This is a genomic window from Lysinibacillus irui (assembly GCF_028877475.1).
GTDB lineage: Bacteria > Bacillota > Bacilli > Bacillales_A > Planococcaceae > Lysinibacillus > Lysinibacillus irui.
In genome coordinates, this window is sequence record NZ_CP113528.1 from 72,209 (window position 1) to 88,672 (window position 16,464).

A 16,464-nucleotide genomic window follows, 5' to 3' on the forward strand; every position below is an offset into this window, starting at 1 on the left:
TGGAAGACAGTGAAAAAACTTAAGAATTTTAATGAAATGTTAATAATTCAAGTTAAACTAACAAGGAAGGTCGCTCATAAAAGCGAACTTCCTTTTATAGCATACGCTGCACCCATTGCTGGCGTTTAAAAAATTGATAAGAGTAGCCTATTACTAAAGAGAATAGTATTCCGCTAATAATCGTCCCTTCTCGTACATTCAAATGACTACTTAAATAAAGCGAGATTGCTAGCGAAAATAGCATATTGAAAATATCGAAGCTAAAACGAACTTTACCGAAATCCCAATTCATTTTTTGATGAATGGCTAAGCAAGCTGCCTCTAATGGAAAGCTTATAAATTGAATTGCCGCAAGTAGACCAAGCATAATACCATTAATAACACTACAAACGATAACGATTATAAGCCGTTCCGTATAGCTATCAAATTGAACTGTATGTAAAATCTCATATAAAAAGAAATTAATAATGGTCCCTTGTAATAGCACAATCGGTAGCTGCAACAGCTGAATGAGTTGGAATTCTTTGCATAAAATGATTATTTGTAAAAGAATCAAAAAAACATTGACGATTACCGCTACTGTGCCAATCTTGATGCCCGTTAGCAAGCCCATACTACTATTTAAGGCTTCTACTGAACCCATTCCAATGTTGGCATGAATGAGGAACGTAGCAAACATACTTACTACTGTTACACATGTAAGTAGCACAAAGCTTTTTTGTATAAACTTTAAAGCATCTTGCTTCATTTCACTACTTTTTCAAGCAACTGCTGTGGTACTTCATTTATACAATACGTCTCCAAATCCATTGCATGACTATAAACACCGTGATAGTCTGAGCCACCTGTCATAAATAAGTTATATTTTTCTGCTAAGGCGCGCACTTTCGCATGATCTATTTCATCATGATCTGGGTGAATTAAATCAATGCCATCAAGACCTAGCGCTACAAGCTCTTCTATTAGTTCATAAGAATCCAGCTGACCAGGGTGCGCTACTACTACCAATCCACCATCTGCCTTAATCGCCTTTACCGCTTCAAAGGCATCGACATATTCAATATCCTCTGACACTAAACCACCATTTCCGAACAATTCCTTATATAATTGCTTATATTCTGCCGTATCTGGATGTGCCTTAGTTATCGCACGCATTATATGCTGCTTAAATAAAATACCGCTCGTTTTCGCGTAGCTTAAAGCTTCCTCCAAATGTAATGAATAGCCTGCCTCTATTATTTTTTTCGCTTGCCACATGCCGTGCGCGTGACGTCGCTCCTGAAGTGGATTACAAAGACCTAATATGTGCTCGCTCTTTGCTTCTATGCCGTAGCCAAAAATATGAACGGGGCGATTGCGCTTAAAATCAAAAGCTGAGATTTCAATACCAGGGATAAACTGCAAATTATACTTTTTCGCCATTTCGATGCTTTCTGGAATATGCATCGTCATATCATGATCAACGATACTAATATGCGTTAAATTTCTTTCGACGGATAGCCTGCATAACTGCTCGATTGTATCTGCAGCATCTGAGTATATACTATGTAAATGTAAGTCTGCCTTCATATTTCCCACTCCCTTTGTAAGCAATATTTATAAATTGTTTTTGCAACGCCATGCTCTATATTTGATGGAACAATAGCATCTGCATATTCCTTCAATGTAGGAATAGCATTGTTTACTGCAACGCCGACCCCTGCTGCTTTAATCATTTCAATATCATTAAAGTGGTCGCCAATTGCAATAGCCGATTGGATTGGTAAATTTAAATAATCCATTAGCACTTTAAGCGCCTCACCTTTACTTACGTTCGCTGGCAAAATTTCTAAATACGTATTTTCGGATTGAATAATTGTTACATCGGACATTGGGACTTTTTCAAAATAGTTATAGCATGTTTGAAAGCATGCTTCTTCATCAATAATTAATATTTTATAAACGATATGTGAGGTTAAAAAAGCGACACTCGGTAATAATTGCACTATTACTTTATCCTTTGCTGTATATGTTCGAATCGTGTCCGTTTCATTTAAAATGTAAATTCCTTTATCTGTATAAATACAAATGTTCAACTTATTATTTAAAGCCATTTTGACAAAGCCTAATGCAAATTGTATTGAAATATGTCGCTCATAAATGACACGCTTTAGTTGGTAATCCATTACTTTGCCGCCGTTATATAAAATAACAGGATACTTAATCTGAAGTTGCGTAATTAATGGCTGAACTGATTGCTCTACGCGACCTGTTGCAATTGTAAAAATGCCACCCTCGTTTTGAAATTGCTGAATTGCTTTTAAATTTTGTTCGCTAATTTGCTGATTTTGATCTACTAATGTTCCATCAATATCACTTACGACTACTTTATACATAGATAAACTCCTAACTGTTTAAATCGCCTTTTCCTCATGCTTCATTACATGTATGCGGTCCGTATTTAGTGTTATGTATACTTCTCCTTCGTAAAATTGCGTTGGTGCTACATCATCAATCAACCATTTCTGCCCTTCAATTTGAACAGTGTAGCGAACAGAGCTACCTAAAAAACTATGCTTGCAAATTTGACCTTTTAGATGCAATGTTCCTTGATGTTGTTGCTGTCTATCCTTATGCAAAGTCATTTGCTCTGGGCGAATCATTAAACTCACTTTTTCTCCCACTGACCAATTATTGCTGCGCTTTGGCATTGTAATTATGTCTGTTGTTGTTCGAATATGAAGCTGGTCGTCTATTGCCGTAATTTTTACCTCATAAAAATTGGCAACACCGACAAAATCGGCCACGAACTTATTAGCCGGTGTATTGTAAATTTCCCATGGTGTACCAAATTGGCAAATCTCGCCTTTATTAAAGACAGCAATTTTATCTGAAAGCGACAATGCCTCCTCTTGATCGTGCGTAACAAAAATGGCTGTAATATTCGTTTTTTGCTGCATTTCACGTAGCTCATTTCGCACCTCTACTCGCATTTTTGTATCTAAGTTACTGAGGGGCTCGTCCATTAATAGCACCTCCTGACCTTGTACTAATGCTCGTGCAAAGGCTACACGCTGCTGCTGACCGCCACTTAACTCTCTTGGATAACGATGCTCTAGTCCTACTAAGCCGAACATATCTAGCATTTGCTGAATTTTCTCCTTCATTTCGGATTTAGTAAATCTTTTTATTTTTAAGCCGTATGCGACATTTTCCTCTACAGTTAAATGAGGGAAAAGCGCGTAATCTTGGAACACTAATGGCGTATTGCGCTTATGCACAGGCAAATGGTTTACACATTTTCCATTAATACAAATTTCACCACCATCGATTTCATAAAATCCTGCAATCATTCTCATTAAAGTTGTCTTCCCACAACCCGATGGACCAAGCAGTGTAATAAATTGTCCCTTTGGAATTGATAAATTTAAGTTTTCAATCGCTGTAAAATTCCCGAAGCGCTTCGTAACGCTTTTAATTTCAATCATATTAGTCATTTCTGTTCCTCACCTATCGTTATATTTCAAATGTTTTTCCGCCTAATCGGAAAGCTAGCTTTGTTAAAAGTAAAACTGAAATCGCAATGCCGATTAACGTAATTGTGACAGCTGAGGCAGCTCCCCATTGTCCATTACTTAATAAGCCAATAATTGTAATTGTGCCGACCGATGTTTTTAAGGAATAGATAAAAATAACGACGCTTAAGCATGTTACGGAGCGTAAAAAGGCAAGTACCATACTTGAAATAAATGATGTTCTCACGAGTGGTAGCAGTACCTTAAAATACGTTTGAATACCCGTTGCACCTAAATTGGTCGACGCTTCCTCTATGGAAGGACCGATTTGCTGTAGAGCTGCCGCATTCGCACTATAGCATGTCGGCAAATTCCAAATCATAAGCGCTAAAATAATAATGAGTGACGTGCCAGTTAACGAGAACATGTCCCCGCCAAATGCAAATGCAAAGCCTAAACTTAAAAATACTCCTGGAATTGCACCTGGCAGTACTGCTAAAAAATCCATCCATTTATTTAAACCGAACTGCTTACGCTGTACTAAATATGCGACTAACACTGATAGCAATGCTGCTCCAACTGCTGCACAAACAGCATACACAATACTATTTGTAATTTCCTGTTGCTTCCCTACAACGTATACCATATTGTCCAGCGTAAGAGACCAATCATAACCCCAAGTTGTTGTAAAAGCACCGTAAACGAGCGTGCCATATACTAATACAACGACAACGCTGACGAACATACAAAAGCTAAATAATAGCCATTTTACCCATGCAGCAATCGGATACGGCTGTAGTGAAGAATCCTTACCCGTAACAGTTACATAAGAGCGTTTTCCAACCCAAAGTCGATTGATTAAAAATAGTGATAATGCTGGTACAAGCATTGTTGTTGCTAGCATTGCCGCTGCCGGAATATCGAACCAGCCCGTCATTTGCGCATAAGCCTCTGTTGAAAGTACAGAAAAGTTACCACCAATAATCATCGGGTTACCAAAGTCCGCTAAAATACTCATTGCCACGACTAGCGCACCACCCGCAATACCTGGTCGGCAGAGCTTTAAAAAGACATCAGTAAATACTTGCCATTTCGTTGCCCCTAAATTGTAGGCAGCATACTCCATTTGAATGGATGCCGCCTTAACTACACCATAAATTACCGCGTAGGCATACGGGAAAAAGCTAATTGTTTGAACAGCCCATAAACCGGTCCATCCATAAATATCAAGCGGGATGCCTAAAAGATGATTAGTAATAATTCCTTGTCTGCCGAATAATAAAATGTACGATAACGCCACGATAAATGGCGGTGACACGATTGGTAAAAGTGTCACGATTCGAAACAAACCTTTACAAGGTACATCTAATCGCGCTATCGTATAGGCGAAAATAAAGGCGACAATGGTGCTTGAAAGCGTTGATAAGATCGTAATAAATACCGTATTAACTAACGAATTTCTCCATCTCACATTTGTCCAAAGCTGCGAAAAAATTTCACCGTTCGTTTCCATAACGACACGCGCAATTGGGTAAATAATTAGAAATGTCATAATCGTTAGCAAGGTGAAAACTAATACCATTAGCAAAGGTTCATTGCGAAGCTTCTTTTTAAATTGCAGCATATTTTCCTTCATTTCACTTGCTCTCCTTTTAAATAGCAGGCTGCCTTGCACAAGCTTATACAAAACAGCCCCATTTCTGTAAAAAATCAGTTTATTTTGTTGTTAAAGGCGTAAAGCGTGATAAAATATCCTCTTTCATTTCTGTTGCCTTCACACGATTATAGTCAATTAACTTTAATTCCGAGAATGCTGGTACCCCTGCCGGCGGAGCGATGTCATCACGTACAGAGTAGCGAGCCGTTTCATTGCGAATTAGCTCTTGTCCTTCCACTGAAAGTAACCAGTCGATAAACTGTTGTGATTCATCCATTTGATCCGTACCAGCTAAAATTGCTGAACCACCAATTTCAATTGCATTTTCTTCTGGAATAATCGCTTTTATTGGGTAGCCTTTTTCAGCTGCTTTAATAATGTCATGTGCCCAGTGAAGACCAATTGTAAACTCACCTGTTGATACTAGGTTAATAGAATCTCCACCAGAGGCTGTGAAGTGATGCGCGTTTGCAGCTGTCTGCTCAAAATATTTGAACGCTTCGTCTTCACCTTTTCGGAAAATTTGTGTCGCTGTGTAAATGTAACCACTTCCGACTGTCGCTGGGTTCGGTAAAATTAGTTCGTCCTTATACGCTGGGTCTGTAATGTCTTCCCATGTTGTCGGCTCTTGTACACCCTTTGCTCCAACTGTTTCAGCGAAGCGCTCATTATTTAAAACATATGCTAATACTCCTGTATACCAGCCTTGGAAATAGTTATCCACATTTAAAAACATTGGATCTAAATCTTTCGCATTTGGCGATGCATATTGCGCTAAAAGCTCTGTTTCAGCTAAAGGCTCATAAAACTCTACTGAGCCCCCAATTAATACGTCAGCTTGCGGTGATTTTCCTTCCGCTTGTACACGTGAGCTCGCTTCCCCAGCCGAGTTAAATAGTAAGTAATCCATTTCGATACCTGTAGTTTTTTCGAAGCTTTCCTCGATACGTGTCATTGCATCTTCGTTTAAAGATGAATAGACAACAATTGGCTCACTTGAATTTTTTTGTGCAGATGTGTTTGTTACCTCTGCGTCGTTTTCATCACCACATGCTGCCAATGCAACAGTTGCTGCTAAAATCATCGCTGTACGGCTAAACACTTTTTTCATGTTAAACATTTAAATTTCCTCCAATTATAATTTTTGGCACGTTAGCCTTTTTAATAGGTTTGCTTCTATTAATGCTGGTTGTTCTGGCAATGACTCGTTTTTATCGAGTGCCTGAATAGTTTGTAATAATAGGTTTGCTACTTGCTGCCCCATTTGTTTACGGGGCTGATCCATTGTCGTTAACTGAATCCAATGTAAGGCTGAGATTTCGATATTATCGAATCCAATTACTGATATTTCTTCAGGAATACGAATATTATGTACGGTTAAATATTCGAGTGCGCCAATTCCTAACAAATCATTTGCTGCAAATACGGCAGTAACTTCATGCTTTTGTAGCAACTGATGCATTCCTTCACGGCCATCCTCAATCGTACGCCCACCTTCTTCGAACAAAGGATTTAGCCGATTTTTTGCTAGTGTATCTACATATCCTTGCTTTCGCATTTGCCCTGTGAAGGAGGTATCTGGCATACTTAAAAAGCCGATTTCTTTATGCCCTAGCTCAATCAAATATTGCACTGCTTCACAAGCAGCCTTGTAATGATCCACATCTATATAGGGAATATTTAGCTGTGACACACCCCGCCTTCTTAAAAATACAACCGGAATTTTGAGTGTTTGTAGTAGTTCGATTAGCTGTTCATCGAAATGATCGGGCGTCAGAATTAAACCGTCAAATTGTCTCGATACGGCATTTTTTATAAATTCCTTCTCCTTCTCCGCATCACGAGCGGTGCTTCCATATACAACTTGATACCCTGCTGGAAACAATACCTTTTCGATTTCTCTTGCAATATCCGCAAAGAAGGGATCGGTAATATCAGGAATCATGAGACCAACTGTATAGCTCTTTTTGTGTATGAGGCCACGCGCAAATGCATTTGGCGTATAATTTAGCTCCTTCGCCTTCGCTAATACAAGCTCCTTCGTTTGAATATTAATATCTGGGTGATTGTTCAGCGCACGGGAAACAGTTGAAACGGATATTCCTAATGATTGCGCGATCGTTTTAATGCTCGGTGCCATAAAAAACTCTCCTTACTATCCTAAATATGCCCTGCCCTATTATCGGTAACGTTTTCGGTAACGTTCCCAATAACAAATCCTATTATAAAAGTAGTTTGTATAGCATATATGGAGCAGTCGTTAAATTCGTGTAAATAAATGTAATGAAAATTAAAATTTATAATCTCCCTATTAATGACTTCTTCTTATATTAATAGCCCTAGATGTAAATGAAATGATGTTAATAATTTGTAAAGACATCGAAAATCTACACAAAAAAAGGAATAGCTCTCCTATGGACATATTTCTCTTAATACATTATTTTGATATCACTTCAATGATAAACTTAGTTGGAGATATAAAGGAAAAGGGGTTCTGGTGCAAAAAAATATAAACAACTGCAATTCACCTCTAAAGTAAGGGTATATTAACACTATTACTCTAAATAGGGACGTGATTTGTATGGAAAAGGAACAACTATTCAAGTGGAAACACTTTCAACCTGAAATTATTTTGTTAACAGTGAGATGGTACCTTCGGTACAACTTGAGCTTTCGTAATTTAGTTGAGATGATGGAAGAACGTGGATTATCAATGGCCCACACAACCATTATGCGATGGGTTCATCAATATGGACCGGTATTAGATAAAAGAGTTCGACGTCATCTTAAGCCAACAAATGATTCCTGGAGAGTCGATGAAACCTATATCAAAGTAAAAGGTCAATGGATGTATCTATATCGTTCCGTTGATTCAGATGGGAATACCATTGATTTTTATTTAAGTGAATCAAGAGATAAACAAGCAGCCAAGCGCTTTTTTAAGAAGGCCTTGGCTTTTTCGCACGTTTCTAAACCCCGAGTGATAACAGTAGACAAGAACCCAGCTTATCCCCTCGCTATCCAAGAATTAAAAGAAGAAAAGCAGCTACCCGAAGGCATTCAACTAAGGCAAGTTAAATATCTCAACAATATCATAGAGCAGGATCATCGCTTTATTAAAAAACGAATTCGCCCGATGCTTGGATTAAAGTCCTTACGGACTGCCAAACGAATTATTGCTGGGATAGAGGCTATGCACATGATTAAAAAAGGGCAGACTCTCCAAGGGAGGAAGTCTGTCCAAAATCAAAAAGAATTCATCCATCAACTTTTTGGATTAGCAGCTTAAGACCAAGGGTTCACTAGAAATCATTCGCTTTATTATATTTTTTCAAGTGTTTGCACCAGAACCTCCACGTTAATCATGTGTCCTTTGGAGATGCCTTTGCCCTCCAGATAAGCAAAATAGGCTTTATGTGTTGCTCCGTTAGATGGTCCAACTTGCGTATCCCATGTTCAGCCCTTACCCATTTAACGAAGTTTTGGCAATCCGACATGCTGTTGGATTTTTGCTTTAACGAATGGATACCCTTAATCCCTTCTTTACGAGCATCCTTTTTTGAGTGTCCAATCATATCAATGGCATCCAACGCAGTCTTCACATCATGTACAATGGACGCTCTTGCCTTGCTATTTCTTGACCTTTTTCTACTCAAAATTTTCACCTCCTCTCAAATTTGGCATGTCTCAATCCACCTTAGGGTGCGTGGCTCCGTTGAGCCACTTACCCTAAGGTGGGGTATCGCATCATATGTATTTGTGTAAAAAATAAGGTAATCGGTATATCAGCTTAAAACATCCGCTCAAGCCTTAACAGGCGAGCTAAAAAGCATGTCGTTGCTTTGCAACGAAGACAGCAAGCTGTCCAATGTTACGCTGCTACGCAACGTAAATCAGCTAACGCTGATAGAAAATCAAAACCCTTTGCTCGTACCGAGCAATTAATAAAACATAAAAAATTTAACAATCTGTTCTTTGTTGGTTCGTTCAAATAAACCTTAGAACCAACGTTCATTTGAACCTTCGTTGTAACGTTCGTAAGCTTTAATTTCTTTTCATACCCTCTTTGAAAACTCCTTTTGTATTTTTTGTTCACAGTCCTCCTTTTTTGATTTTTATTTTTCAATTGCGTAAAACGCAAAAAAACCGAATGTGCGATAACGCTCAATCAGTTTAAATTGGACACTAAATGTCCCCTTATATAATTTTTAACACGCAAAAATAGCCAATAGGCTTTCTGCTTCATCAATCAAACGATTTAAACAGACACTTAGTGCCTCCCTGTTTGTTTATATCCCAATACACGACTACGCTTGTGGTAATTCCAATGTATTTAATGGGTGCATCATATGTTCATTTACGTCATTGCGTAATCAAGACTTCTGATGCCAAAATTGCGTTTAAAACGCTTTTATGCTGTAACTTCTTACGTTATATCTCCCTATGAGACAGTGAAGGTAAGTACAAACAGCACTCTAGCAAAAATTGAATAATCTCACGTCATAAACAAAACAAATTGCCAGTGGAGGTGAGCATAGACCACGCTAGAGCATGTCGAAAAGGTAAATATTTATATTTTACAATATACCATTTTCGACCCTCCAAATCTAGCAAAAACACTACCGCACCAGCTACGCTGGCTTGCTGTACTCGATTCAAAAAGGAAAGAATTCCTATTCCTTTTTGAATCTGCGTTACAATTTAAAAAATCCCCCTTACAAAACTAATAATAGTAATTACATTAGCAATTACGCCAAGGACATATAAAAAGAAAAATACCTTTTTCATATATACAAAACACCTCCAATCTACTAAATGCTTTATCATAGACTAGAAGGTTTCTAATTATTCCATTGATTTAGTTCTATATAAAAAAGCCCACTACTTTTTGTCATAAAGTAATGGGCTTATTCACTCCTCTGTAGTAAATAAATTATCCCTTTTTCATTTCCTCTAATTCTTTTCTAATCGCATTTTCTACAATTTCGTAAACATTTTTATCATGAATGACTGCTTGTATTTTTAAGTCTTTCAAGAGTTCTATATTTATGTCAAAAGAAGAACGTTTCCTAACAACCTTAATTCGTTCTTTCATTAATTCCTTTGTTTGTTCGTTTAAATAAACCTTAGAAACAACGTTTGTTTGCACCTTCGTTGGAACGTTCGCATTCTCTTTTTTTACGCTTCTACTTTGGTCAATAAACTCTGTATACTCTTTGTTTAATGGTTCTTGACCCGATCCCATGAACGTCCATCCAGTTCTTCGATTAAACACATAGCCTGCTTTTTTAAGTGCCTTACTTAACTTTTCTTTCCCTACAGAAAGTTCTTTCCCTAAGTCAGCCAATGCTTTACCATGCTTTAATGCTTCTATAATTTCCCCTATTTTCAAACCAGTACCCCCTTTAATTGACATTCTCTAATATTTCGATAAATATGCAGTATCACCTTGTTAGGATTTTAAAAAAGTAAATAAGTGCTGTGCTTGCTTTTACACAGATCAACCACAGCACTTATAACTTCGATGTCAAAAAAATCGTTAGAATGTTATATGAACCCGAAAAAAATCGAATACATCTTAATATCTGCTCATATCGTTAAATGAGAGGAGATGGGGTTTATTAGAAAAAAAGTCCTTATTGTAGTCTTAAGCATCATGGGGGTTCTTCTATTAAACTTCGGATTAGCAACGTTAAATAGTTCTGCTGAAAAAAACATTAGTCCACCACAAAAAAATGCCGACGTTAAAATGATGGAAAAGATAGAAGAAAAACTGTCAGGAAAATATGACATAAGTGGAGTTAGTATTAAAATACACGTTGATAATAATACAAAAGATATATATATAGGCGTTCTTGGAAATCAAGAGTATTATGATTCAGTGAAACAGGAAGTAAAAGACATTGTGAAAAGTTTAATTAAGTCTACTAAATTTGAAGCTTATAACGTTAATGTAAAAAAAAGTGAAAGCCCAATGGTAAACAAAGAACTGTTGGAAAGACATAATTTAATAAGTGAAATAGGCAAAACTATAGATAACGATATATCTAAGGCTCATTCAAATTACTTTGACAAAATAAATATGAGTATTACCCCACCAGATTCTCCCCCAGAACTAATTATTGAAGTAGATACATTCCTAGAAAGAAACAACCAAGAAACTATTGGCAAGGAAATAGAAAATACAATTCATACAACGTTAGGGAAAAAGCTATTTTCTAATAAACTTGTAAATGAAAGTACTGTTAAAATATACATCTATAACAAACATAAAGAAAAAATAAACACATCTTTTTAAAAGATGTGTTTATTTTTTAAAAAGGCCATTATTTCTTTTACCGAAGAAATAACGGCTTTGCCCTTCACATACCTTTGGGGAAAGGTAGTGGACGATTTACTGTTCATAATCATTATGCATCTGAATTTCGATAAAATCTAATAAAACCAATCAATCGATTACTTAAAGTATTAAAAGTAACTTTATTTTATTGACCACTTTCCATCACAATCAGGACATTGCCAATACAAAATTCGATCGGCTTTTACCGTGGTCATGCCAATTTTTCTTGTAAAATGTGTGGCATTATAGGATTTTTGCTGTTCTTCTGGTATGGCATCCCCCTGTAAATTGGTATGACAGTGCGGACAATACTCTAAACTATCATTCAACAAATCCTGCTCTCCTCCTTCATGAAAGGTTCTGATGGTCGACATAATCGATCTCCATAAGGTAAACATAAAAGGACTTTCATTCGGAAAGTCCTTTTCAATCCCCTTTGTTTTTGATTTAAATATCCAAAAATCCCCTTAATCAATATGAATAATTACCAGTAATTTTCTCATATTATGACTATAGCTGAAAAGGAGCTGTTAAATAAATGAGAAAAAAAATTTTCATCAAAATGTTCGTATTTCTAGTCTGTGTTTCTGTAGTAGTTCTGTCTGCTGTTTTTGTCAAACAATCTCACTCTTTCGCAAATGAGATTAAAAAAGTTCAAACGGAAACTCTTAACATCAGTAAAGAAGAATTAGAACTCTCTAAGTTGATGGATAATATCGGCAAAGAATTAAAGAAAGAAAACTTGCAATTTACGTTACAACATGGGGAATTGAACAATAAACCTGTTGAATTCACAGTAAAATTCCCTGTTGAACAAAAAGTAGATAAAGCTTTAAAAGACAAGATACAGAGTATAGCTTCTAGTGTAATAAAGAAAAACAAATTTAACCCAGAACAAATTAAAATTAATGTAATTAATGTTCTCTCTGAAACACAAGATTTTAAATCCCAAATAGACGATTTAGGTGGTCAGATTGGGCTTAAATTAATTGAAAATAACTACAAAGCATTTGCGATAGAACCTAATGCTTTATCTGAAAAAGAAGCTAAAATACACATTAAATTACCTGTTGAAAATCTTGATGAAAGTACTAAGTTGAAAATACAAAAGATAGCAACAGAAGTTATACAAGAACACAATTTTGATCTATCGAAATTTACGATTAATGTTCAAGGATATTTAGAAGGTCAAACATATTAAATTTACATTCCAAATTGTATTCCATTACTATTACCTGCACATGGTGCATATTGATATGCTGAAGCATAATAGAAACCAGGTTTTAAATATTCCGTTACTGTAGAAGTACCATTAGTTGCATTTAGATATGAACTTGCAACGACTTCATCAGTACCGAATTTAGTAATATCAAATTTTACAGTATTCCCCGGATTACTTTTAACAATAAAAACAACTTTACCAGTTTGTAAATTTTGTTCAAATATAGTTAATGAAACATTGGTACATGCAGCTAAAGCTGAAGCTTCTGTTCCCTTCAGAAGTTTCAGCTTTAGCCGTATTTACTCCTGTAAAACCAAATGGTTCTGGTGCAAAAAAATATAAACAACTGCAATTCACCTCTAAAGTAAGGGTATATTAACACTATTACTCTAAATAGGGACGTGATTTGTATGGAAAAGGAACAACTATTCAAGTGGAAACACTTTCAACCTGAAATTATTTTGTTAACAGTGAGATGGTACCTTCGGTACAACTTGAGCTTTCGTAATTTAGTTGAGATGATGGAAGAACGTGGATTATCAATGGCCCACACAACCATTATGCGATGGGTTCATCAATATGGACCGGTATTAGATAAAAGAGTTCGACGTCATCTTAAGCCAACAAATGATTCCTGGAGAGTCGATGAAACCTATATCAAAGTAAAAGGTCAATGGATGTATCTATATCGTTCCGTTGATTCAGATGGGAATACCATTGATTTTTATTTAAGTGAATCAAGAGATAAACAAGCAGCCAAGCGCTTTTTTAAGAAGGCCTTGGCTTTTTCGCACGTTTCTAAACCCCGAGTGATAACAGTAGACAAGAACCCAGCTTATCCCCTCGCTATCCAAGAATTAAAAGAAGAAAAGCAGCTACCCGAAGGCATTCAACTAAGGCAAGTTAAATATCTCAACAATATCATAGAGCAGGATCATCGCTTTATTAAAAAACGAATTCGCCCGATGCTTGGATTAAAGTCCTTACGGACTGCCAAACGAATTATTGCTGGGATAGAGGCTATGCACATGATTAAAAAAGGGCAGACTCTCCAAGGGAGGAAGTCTGTCCAAAATCAAAAAGAATTCATCCATCAACTTTTTGGATTAGCAGCTTAAGACCAAGGGTTCACTAGAAATCATTCGCTTTATTATATTTTTTCAAGTGTTTGCACCAGAACCCTTTATTTTATGTCGCAATTGCCTAGTGAAATTTTAAAATCTATAATAGCAAATGTCTTAGCAGCCGTATTTATTGATGAATTTAAGACAGTATCAAAGACTTCTCAGTGCCCCTGGGCCTGAATACATTCGCTCTGATGTATCATAAAAACAACCCTATTCCTGTGCTTGTGGCTTCTTCTTTGCGCTCGTTCACCCAAGCAAGACCAATCTCAGAATTTAACCAATTGGTTACTTTTTTAGTACTATTAAGTGTTTTTGCTACCCCATATTCTTGCATGGTACTTACCATCAAATTGAAGATATTATATTTCCCATCCTTCCTTAAACATCTGAGCTCCCAAAATCTAAGACCACAATAATTATTTGAAGTTTGAATAGACACACTTTCTATAGTCTTATCTATCATGTTTTTTAACCCCTTACAGTACAATTTTTTAAGTTCTTCATCATTCGGCATAATAATGTCCTCTAATTTATCCACTTTTTTAGCCACCACCCTCTTGTGCCATTTAATAAAAAGTCTCTTTTTTCATGGTTCACCTGCTTTTTTATGCTTTCCCCATGGTAAGCAACGTTCCACTACTATTGCAATTCCTAAACAAATAACATCATGCCAATAGTTAGGCTTTAATTGACCAATAGTCACCCACTCGATGAAGCACCAATATATTCCTAACCCAAATGCAATAACTGCTATCCGTTTCCAACGTTTTTCACCCGCTATTTTCATAAATTCATTGCGAAAATACCTTAGATAATCCATAGCGTTCCTCCTGTACAATTTCTTTCGATTAACCTACTCAAAGGCAGCAGCACTTATATAATTATTATCTCTTTCACAAACCTTGTAAAAAAATCAAAGTGAAATAAAAAAGCACCGAATAAACGTAAATAAATACGTCTATTCGGTGCTTCCGAATTTTTTAGATATTATGGATATTATATTCTATTAATCCCTCTTTTACCATACCCTAAATTCTAATCTATCATCACTTAATAGTTTTAGTACAGTAAAAATATTACCCTTATTTACTAAGAAATTTAATAGTATTTCGTTCTAACATCTTTTCTAAATAGTAAATTTGTGAAGGCTTAGTCCGGTTTGTAAAATACTGTTTTACGTATGCTTCTGTAATGATATTGGACTTATAATGGATATAATCTTTATTACCATTATTCCAAATAGTCATAGTAACGCATATATCCTTTGTGGCAGCTTCAATTACCATCCAAGATTCATTAACATCACGTACACATACTTTTAATTCTTCATTTTTTATTCCATTCTCTTGTAGTAGAGGTAGTACATGATTATTCAATAAGTTTGCCTCATGTTCAGGTATAGGTATCGATTTTTTGTTACTTTTTTCAGTTGGTTTATTGTATATTTCTTCATCAAAAAGACTAAATTGTTCAAGAACCATCACAATTCATCTCCTTACTTCCTTCACTTTTTAAAATAATTACACTCCCTAAAAGGGCTTTTATGTAGCCTTATATACATTGTCTGAAACCTTATGAAGAATAACATATGAAGCAAGTAAATAATCATTACTTTTAATTTTAATTAAATGGCGTTCCGTCACGTTATAGAAAAATAACGTTGTCTTTGGTTCTCCTACCATAGTTATTCTTTTATATACTAGTCCTAAGTACTGTATTGCATTAACAGAACTTAAATCCATTGACCTTAAAATATTAATGTCTTTAATTACTTTCATTCCCACAATCCAACACCCTCATTAATTGCAATTTTCTCTGCTTCTTTAAATTGATCTAGGTAACGGATGTTTGGAGGGAACACATATTTTACCTTCGCTAACCCCTCTTCTAAAAGGATTTCTTGTACAGATACACCGTCCACAAATACATAGGCCAATAATCGCTGGTACTTATCATAATGATCCCCTTCATCAGTCTCTATTATTATCTCTTTTGCGGACTGTAAGAGTTCTGTAGTTCGTGCCTTGGCCGCTTCAGCAAAAGGTTGGGGCTTTCCAGTTTCTTTATCTTTAATCTCAGCACTATCGATAAGTAAAAAACGAACTTTTATTTGCTCCCCGATACTCCCCTTGCTATTGTCAATCCTTTCGAATACCGCAGTATCACCGTCACTTGCCCATAAAAACTTAACTTTCTCCTGATTAGATTCTAATTCAGGTACTTCTTCACCGACTCCACTATCTGATTTTGCCATCATTTGCTCGTTTACTTCATAAATAATAGATGGCTCTTTCTTAGGACTAGTTTGATCATCCTCACAAGCAGCTAATGATAGGGTCAATAAACTGATTGTAAGTATTCGTTTCCAGTTCATGTCTCATCCTCTTTTCTGTCTATATTCAAGTTCTATCTAAGCATGTTTTGAAGCTTTTGTATAAAAACGCTACTAATATATAAATTTAAATTAAGCAATGAAGCGGTATTCTTTTTGAATGTCCGTAGTTACATCGAAAATTATCTCCTTAACATTCAGGTAAATAGCATTCCAAAAATACGACAATTCTCTTCGAATTTTTGTTTTGACCAAGACTGTTTAACGTTTCGTACACTAATCGTGATATACC

The 16,464-nt window shown here is 36.0% G+C and carries 19 protein-coding genes; 4 read left to right on the forward strand and 15 right to left on the reverse strand.

What is annotated here, in order from left to right:
* Nucleotides 1-94: 94 nt before the first annotated feature.
* From OU989_RS22805 to OU989_RS22835, 7 genes are all read right to left on the reverse strand, one after another.
* The gene (locus OU989_RS22805) at nt 95-748 is read right to left on the reverse strand and encodes a DUF6198 family protein (protein ID WP_274797570.1); all 654 of its coding nucleotides are present in this window, start codon (nt 746-748) and stop codon (nt 95-97) included.
* On the reverse strand, nt 745-1,569 hold the full coding sequence (locus tag OU989_RS22810) for a PHP domain-containing protein (protein WP_274797571.1): 825 nt from the start codon (nt 1,567-1,569) through the stop codon (nt 745-747). Before OU989_RS22810 ends, OU989_RS22805 begins: the two co-directional genes overlap by 4 nt.
* Entirely contained in the window at nt 1,566-2,375 is an 810-nt protein-coding gene (locus OU989_RS22815) for an HAD family hydrolase (RefSeq protein ID WP_274797572.1), read from the reverse strand. Before OU989_RS22815 ends, OU989_RS22810 begins: the two co-directional genes overlap by 4 nt.
* Nucleotides 2,376-2,393: 18 nt before the next feature.
* A complete protein-coding gene (locus OU989_RS22820; protein WP_274797573.1) occupies nt 2,394-3,476 on the reverse strand; it encodes an ABC transporter ATP-binding protein in 1,083 nt (360 codons plus the stop codon).
* A 19-nt stretch (nt 3,477-3,495) separates the two neighbouring features.
* Entirely contained in the window at nt 3,496-5,130 is a 1,635-nt protein-coding gene (locus tag OU989_RS22825; protein WP_274797574.1) for an ABC transporter permease, read from the reverse strand.
* Between the two features lie 79 nt (nt 5,131-5,209).
* Nucleotides 5,210-6,271 carry an ABC transporter substrate-binding protein gene (locus OU989_RS22830; RefSeq protein ID WP_274797575.1) on the reverse strand — a complete coding sequence of 354 codons (1,062 nt, stop codon included), beginning with the start codon at nt 6,269-6,271 and terminating at the stop codon, nt 5,210-5,212.
* 15 nt (nt 6,272-6,286) lie between these two features.
* Nucleotides 6,287-7,291, reverse strand: coding sequence for a LacI family DNA-binding transcriptional regulator (locus tag OU989_RS22835; RefSeq protein WP_274797576.1), 1,005 nt, complete (start codon nt 7,289-7,291; stop codon nt 6,287-6,289).
* 441 nt (nt 7,292-7,732) lie between these two features.
* Between OU989_RS22835 and OU989_RS22840 the strand changes: the two genes are divergently transcribed.
* Nucleotides 7,733-8,440 carry an IS6 family transposase gene (locus tag OU989_RS22840; RefSeq protein ID WP_274797559.1) on the forward strand — a complete coding sequence of 236 codons (708 nt, stop codon included), beginning with the start codon at nt 7,733-7,735 and terminating at the stop codon, nt 8,438-8,440.
* 73 nt (nt 8,441-8,513) lie between these two features.
* Here the strand turns inward: OU989_RS22840 and OU989_RS22845 are convergent, their stop codons facing one another.
* Nucleotides 8,514-8,807, reverse strand: a complete 294-nt coding sequence (locus tag OU989_RS22845) for a hypothetical protein (protein WP_274797577.1) — start codon at nt 8,805-8,807, stop codon at nt 8,514-8,516.
* Nucleotides 8,808-10,084: 1,277 nt separating this feature from the next.
* Entirely contained in the window at nt 10,085-10,543 is a 459-nt protein-coding gene (locus tag OU989_RS22850; protein ID WP_274797578.1) for a hypothetical protein, read from the reverse strand.
* Between the two features lie 219 nt (nt 10,544-10,762).
* On the opposite strand from OU989_RS22850, the gene OU989_RS22855 reads away from it, so the two are divergent.
* Nucleotides 10,763-11,449 (forward strand): hypothetical protein, encoded by a 687-nt coding sequence (locus OU989_RS22855; protein WP_274797579.1) that lies wholly within the window; start codon nt 10,763-10,765, stop codon nt 11,447-11,449.
* A gap of 182 nt (nt 11,450-11,631) precedes the next feature.
* On the opposite strand, the gene OU989_RS22860 is transcribed toward OU989_RS22855, so the two are convergent.
* Nucleotides 11,632-11,865 (reverse strand): hypothetical protein, encoded by a 234-nt coding sequence (locus OU989_RS22860; RefSeq protein ID WP_274797580.1) that lies wholly within the window; start codon nt 11,863-11,865, stop codon nt 11,632-11,634.
* A 164-nt stretch (nt 11,866-12,029) separates the two neighbouring features.
* Between OU989_RS22860 and OU989_RS22865 the strand changes: the two genes are divergently transcribed.
* Both OU989_RS22865 and OU989_RS22870 read left to right on the forward strand, forming a co-directional pair.
* Nucleotides 12,030-12,692 carry a hypothetical protein gene (locus OU989_RS22865; RefSeq protein ID WP_274797581.1) on the forward strand — a complete coding sequence of 221 codons (663 nt, stop codon included), beginning with the start codon at nt 12,030-12,032 and terminating at the stop codon, nt 12,690-12,692.
* Between the two features lie 431 nt (nt 12,693-13,123).
* Nucleotides 13,124-13,831, forward strand: a complete 708-nt coding sequence (locus OU989_RS22870) for an IS6 family transposase (protein ID WP_274797559.1) — start codon at nt 13,124-13,126, stop codon at nt 13,829-13,831.
* A gap of 205 nt (nt 13,832-14,036) precedes the next feature.
* Here the strand turns inward: OU989_RS22870 and OU989_RS22875 are convergent, their stop codons facing one another.
* The 5 genes from OU989_RS22875 to OU989_RS22895 form a co-directional block, all read right to left on the reverse strand.
* Nucleotides 14,037-14,378 carry a hypothetical protein gene (locus OU989_RS22875; RefSeq protein ID WP_274797582.1) on the reverse strand — a complete coding sequence of 114 codons (342 nt, stop codon included), beginning with the start codon at nt 14,376-14,378 and terminating at the stop codon, nt 14,037-14,039.
* Between the two features lie 48 nt (nt 14,379-14,426).
* Nucleotides 14,427-14,660: a hypothetical protein gene (locus OU989_RS22880; protein ID WP_274797583.1), complete on the reverse strand. Its 234-nt coding sequence runs from the start codon at nt 14,658-14,660 to the stop codon at nt 14,427-14,429.
* 262 nt (nt 14,661-14,922) lie between these two features.
* Nucleotides 14,923-15,321 carry a hypothetical protein gene (locus OU989_RS22885; protein WP_274797584.1) on the reverse strand — a complete coding sequence of 133 codons (399 nt, stop codon included), beginning with the start codon at nt 15,319-15,321 and terminating at the stop codon, nt 14,923-14,925.
* 60 nt (nt 15,322-15,381) lie between these two features.
* The gene (locus tag OU989_RS22890; RefSeq protein WP_274797585.1) at nt 15,382-15,624 is read right to left on the reverse strand and encodes a hypothetical protein; all 243 of its coding nucleotides are present in this window, start codon (nt 15,622-15,624) and stop codon (nt 15,382-15,384) included.
* Nucleotides 15,615-16,214, reverse strand: a complete 600-nt coding sequence (locus tag OU989_RS22895) for a thermonuclease family protein (RefSeq protein ID WP_274797586.1) — start codon at nt 16,212-16,214, stop codon at nt 15,615-15,617. The genes OU989_RS22890 and OU989_RS22895 overlap by 10 nt, the downstream gene beginning before the upstream one ends.
* Nucleotides 16,215-16,464: the final 250 nt, after the last annotated feature.